The 4,270-nt window shown below is 57.4% G+C and carries 3 protein-coding genes and 1 pseudogene; all 4 read right to left on the reverse strand.

From position 1 onward, the window contains the following. A pseudogene (locus C9413_RS33935) lies at positions 1–170 on the reverse strand (sel1 repeat family protein); the annotation flags it as partial. Position 171: 1 nt separating this feature from the next. Further along, on the reverse strand, positions 172–663 hold the full coding sequence (locus C9413_RS32865; RefSeq protein WP_203226190.1) for a hypothetical protein: 492 nt from the start codon (positions 661–663) through the stop codon (positions 172–174). 232 nt (positions 664–895) lie between these two features. Then, entirely contained in the window at positions 896–2,131 is a 1,236-nt protein-coding gene (locus tag C9413_RS28585) for an OmpP1/FadL family transporter (RefSeq protein WP_039844704.1), read from the reverse strand. 394 nt (positions 2,132–2,525) lie between these two features. Further along, on the reverse strand, positions 2,526–4,270 hold a 1,745-nt coding region (locus tag C9413_RS28590; RefSeq protein WP_170251241.1), incomplete at its 5' end, for a class I tRNA ligase family protein.

The following is a 4,270-nucleotide window of genomic DNA, read 5'->3' on the forward strand; positions in this document are numbered from 1 at the left end:
CCGCTGTTATAGGCCGTGCAGCAGAACTTGAAGTGATCGACCGGCCCGGAGTCCTTGGTGACGCCTTCATGGATATCGAATGCTTTGGCCGGGGAGGATATCGCCGCCGAAAGCGCGATAGACAGCCCCATAAGCGTAAATCTGAAAAGTCTGAACTCGGATGTCAGCATTTCACTCGGTTTCTTTCGCTTCCATCGCAGACCGCCATGGCAGCATATACTCCGCTGCCCGGCTTCCCGGCGTATTCCTCCAGGCGAGCGATCCCGCGGCGGGCTCAATGGCCCCTTTGCCCGCGTCGCATCCAGCCTTCGGCCCTTCTTCGAGAGCCTGAATTTTTTGCGCATCGCGATAGACCACCCGCGTTCCGGCCTGGTCCGCCTGCAATGCCTGCGGCGTCATTCCTGCGGAGCGAACAAGCGTCCTTCCGCCTTTCAAATATTCGTAAACACCAAATGTGACCAAACCGGTGCTGGCGTGATCGCGGTGCCTGCGTACGGCGACAATGGACGCCGTATCATCGAGGGAAAGACAGCTTGGGTGCGTGACTTCTGAGTGAATTTTTCGGGCGGAATCGCCTTGCGGGAAAAGCTGAATCGCACAAGAAGCGGCATCCAAGCCGGCGCTCATACGCTCTTTGCCCGTCGCGGAAAAAACTCGACCCATCTTGCTTCTTAAACGTACCCTACGCCTGCCATTCCCTCGCCCGCAAATATCGCTGCGCCCTGTTTGTGGCGGGAAATGGACAAATTCGCCCCGCCGGCATGATATGCGAACTGTCGTAAAAATGTGTTGCTGAATCGTCACAAAATGAGATGACTTGGAGCAAGGTTAATACGGCGGGCGCAAAGAAAAGCCCGGCGTATTTGCCGGGCTCTTCTACGTCATTGATGCAAGATCAGAATTTGACTTTGAGGGACGTCGAGAGCGCCGTCACCAGATCGTTGTCGAACTCGTATGTCGCCTCGTCGCCCACACCAACACCGTCAATCGTGGTCGGAGACGAATCCCCGCTCGTCAGGATGCCGAGCACGCCACCAAAGCGGAACTCGACGTTTTTGTTCGGCGAATAGGAAACACCGGCACCGAGCAGCCAACTGTCGGTCTGCGAACCGTATTCCTGAGATGTGCCGCGGTCCCAAGTAACACTGACGGCGCCGCTCCACTGATCATTGAACTTGTGACCGACACCGCCGGTAATTGTCCAGCCGTCTCGATAACCCAGATCGAGAGAGGTGATTTCGACACCGCTATTGTAGAACGGGATGCGTTGCAATTGGCTCCAGTCCGTCCATTTGACGGAGCCGAATGCAAGCCAATCTGGTGCAATCCCTGATTGGAGCTTCAGTTCGACAGCATCCGGCATCGCCGTCGATCCCTCTACCGGAATGATCAGTCCGCCGAGGGGATGAAGGGCGGCCGGCACCTGCGTCAAGTCCACCGTTCCCGTGACTTCGTTAAGCTTGACCTCACTGTAGTACATCAAGCTCGCACGAAGCGCATATTCCGGAATTTCGTAAGCCACGCCGGCTCGCCATCCCCAGCCGTCCCCCTCAAGATCAAGACGACCCACGCCGCTTCCAGGAAGCCCCAGAAGGCCAAGGAGCTCCGGTGGAACGAGGAGGCGTTCCTTGAAACCATCCATTTCGAGGTAATTGGCGCCACCAATGACGCGAAACTGACCTGGCCCCATGTCGAATCTGTAAGAGCAGGTCAGAGCATAGTTGTCGCTGTTGACCTTTGTCTCGATGTTATCGCTTGCGCCCGCCCAGCGAGCACCTGGATTGGTGTGAGCACCATAGGGCTGCGAATAATCGAACATGCAGTCCGCATCGCCGATTGCAGCCTTGGCGCCGATACGGGGAGACCAGTAGTCCTCGCTGTCATCCGCCGAGGTGGAGTATCCCGGGATCGTGTTGAGATCGCCGTTCGCAGGGTTGATATCATCCACATTCTTCAGCTTGCGCTGCGGCATCACGAAAGTGGCCGTGGATTCGACCGCAAAGCGCGAAGGATCAAACAGAAGGTCGATATTATACCCGCCGCGCTCCAGCCCGCCTGCAAACGATGACGAAGCGAAGGACGAAAGGACGGCGAGCGATGCTACGCCTTTGAAAAACATACCAGATGCCAACTGTGTCTCCCCCACTTAAGCACTCCAATGGCGGCAGAGTGCAGGCGATCGCGATAAATGGCAACTTGCGCCTTCTTGCAGCCATAATGCGGGAGAGGTGTTAAATTGACGTAAGGAATTGACGGGCACGTCAATATTTTTTGTTCATAAAATTTTATCCTAATACCCTAATCATTTATGGGTATTTTTGGATTGCCATTCCACATATCGGGTGATCTGTATCAATCAGACAACAGTCGTGATTTTCGCCCCGAGAGGGCATTTCATTTCATAAATTCGCAAAACGGTATGTTTGCAGCCGGAAATATTCAGCCAGGACGATCGAATCATTTCAACGGCCAAAAAAAGCGTCCGACCAATCGGACGCCTTGAGGTATTATACGCCTAGGGAAGCCTAGGCCTCAATGACGCGCAACAGCGCTACCTTGAGGCTTGCGATCTGGCTCTGGAATTCGGCCAGCCTCTCGCGCTCCGCTTCCACCACTTCCGGATTGGCGTTGGCGACGAACTTCTCGTTGGACAGCTTGCCGTTGATGCGCGCGATCTCTCCTTCGGTCTTGGTTATTGCCTTTTCCAGGCGAGTTTTTTCAACCGAAAGATCGATCAGGCTGCCGAGCGGCAGGCAGGCGGTCGCTTCGGCGACGACGATCTGCGCTGCCCCCTTCGGGGCGCTATCGGCAAGCGTAATCGCTTCGACACGGGCAAGGCGCTTGATCGCCGCCTCGTGCCGGGCAAGCCGTTCGCGCGTCAGATTGTTGGCCTTGACGACGACCAGCGGCGCAGTCGCCGACGGCGGAACGTTCATTTCGGCGCGAACCGAGCGGATACCGGAGACGAGGTCGATCAGCCAGTTGATCTCGTCGGCTGCAGCATTGTCGGCATAGGACGGCGCCGGCCATTCGGCATGGCAGATCAGCGTTTCGCGCTCGACGCCTTCGCCTGCCGTATGCGCCCAAAGCTCCTCGGTCATGAACGGCATGAACGGATGCAGCAACTTGTAGATCTCTTCAAGAACATAGGCGCTGCAGGCCTGAGCCTCCTTTTTCGCGCCCTCGTCTTCACCGCTGAAGACCGGCTTCAGCAGTTCCAGGTACCAGTCGCAGACCTGATTCCAGACGAACCGGTAAAGCGCACCGGCCGCATCGTTGAAGCGGTAGGATTCGATTGCTTCCGTTACGTCACGTTCCGTACGGGCAAGCTCCGTCAGGATCCAGCGGTTGATCGTCAGCCCCGTGGCCTCCGGTACGAAGTTCGGATCGCTTTTGACACCGTTCATTTCGGCAAAGCGCGTGGCGTTCCAAAGCTTGGTGCCGAAGTTCCGGTAGCCGGCGATGCGAGCCGGATCGAGCTTAACATCGCGGCCCTGTGCAGCCATGATCGCCAGAGTGAAGCGCAATGCGTCGGCGCCGTATTCGTCCATCAGTTCGAGCGGATCGATGACGTTGCCCTTCGCCTTCGACATCTTCTGGCCGTTCTTGTCGCGGCCGAGCGCGTGGATATAGACGGTATGGAAGGGCTCGACCGGATTGCCGTCCTCGTCCTTCATGAAGTGCAGGCCCATCTGCATCATACGAACCACCCAAAACGGTATGATGTCGAAGCCTGTGACGAGAACGTTCGTCGGGTAGTACCGCGCCAGTTCCGGGGTCTGCTCCGGCCAGCCGAGCGTGGAGAAAGGCCAGAGCGCCGAGGAGAACCAGGTGTCGAGAACGTCCTCGTCGCGCGTCAGGATTTCGCCCGGCTTGAAGTTTTCCAAGAGGTCCTCGACGAAGGCCTTCATCGGGCCTTCGTGCGACAGGTAATGCTGGATCGCAGCCTGCAGCGCCTCCTCCTCGGTTTTCTCGACGAAGACCTGGCCGTCCGGACCGTACCAGGCCGGGATCTGATGGCCCCACCAGAGTTGGCGGGAAATGCACCAGGGCTGAATGTTCTCCATCCACTGGAAGTAGGTGTTCTCCCAGTTCTTCGGAACAAACTGAGTGCGACCTTCACGGACCGATGCGATGGCAGGCTTCGCAAGCGTCTTGTTGTCCACCCACCATTGTTCGGTCAAACGCGGCTCGATCGGCACCCCGCCACGGTCGCCGTGCGGGGTCTTGCTCTTATACACATCTCCCACCCCACGAGACTCCTGCGCCG

The sequence above is a fragment of the Rhizobium sp. SEMIA 4085 genome (assembly GCF_013004495.1).
GTDB classification, from domain to species: domain Bacteria; phylum Pseudomonadota; class Alphaproteobacteria; order Rhizobiales; family Rhizobiaceae; genus Rhizobium; species Rhizobium gallicum.

Excerpts from the sequence above, each read along its gene's own strand:
- C9413_RS32865 (WP_203226190.1), bottom strand. The coding sequence starts at position 663 with ATGGGTCGAGTTTTTTCCGCGACGGGCAAAGAGCGTATGAGCGCCGGC.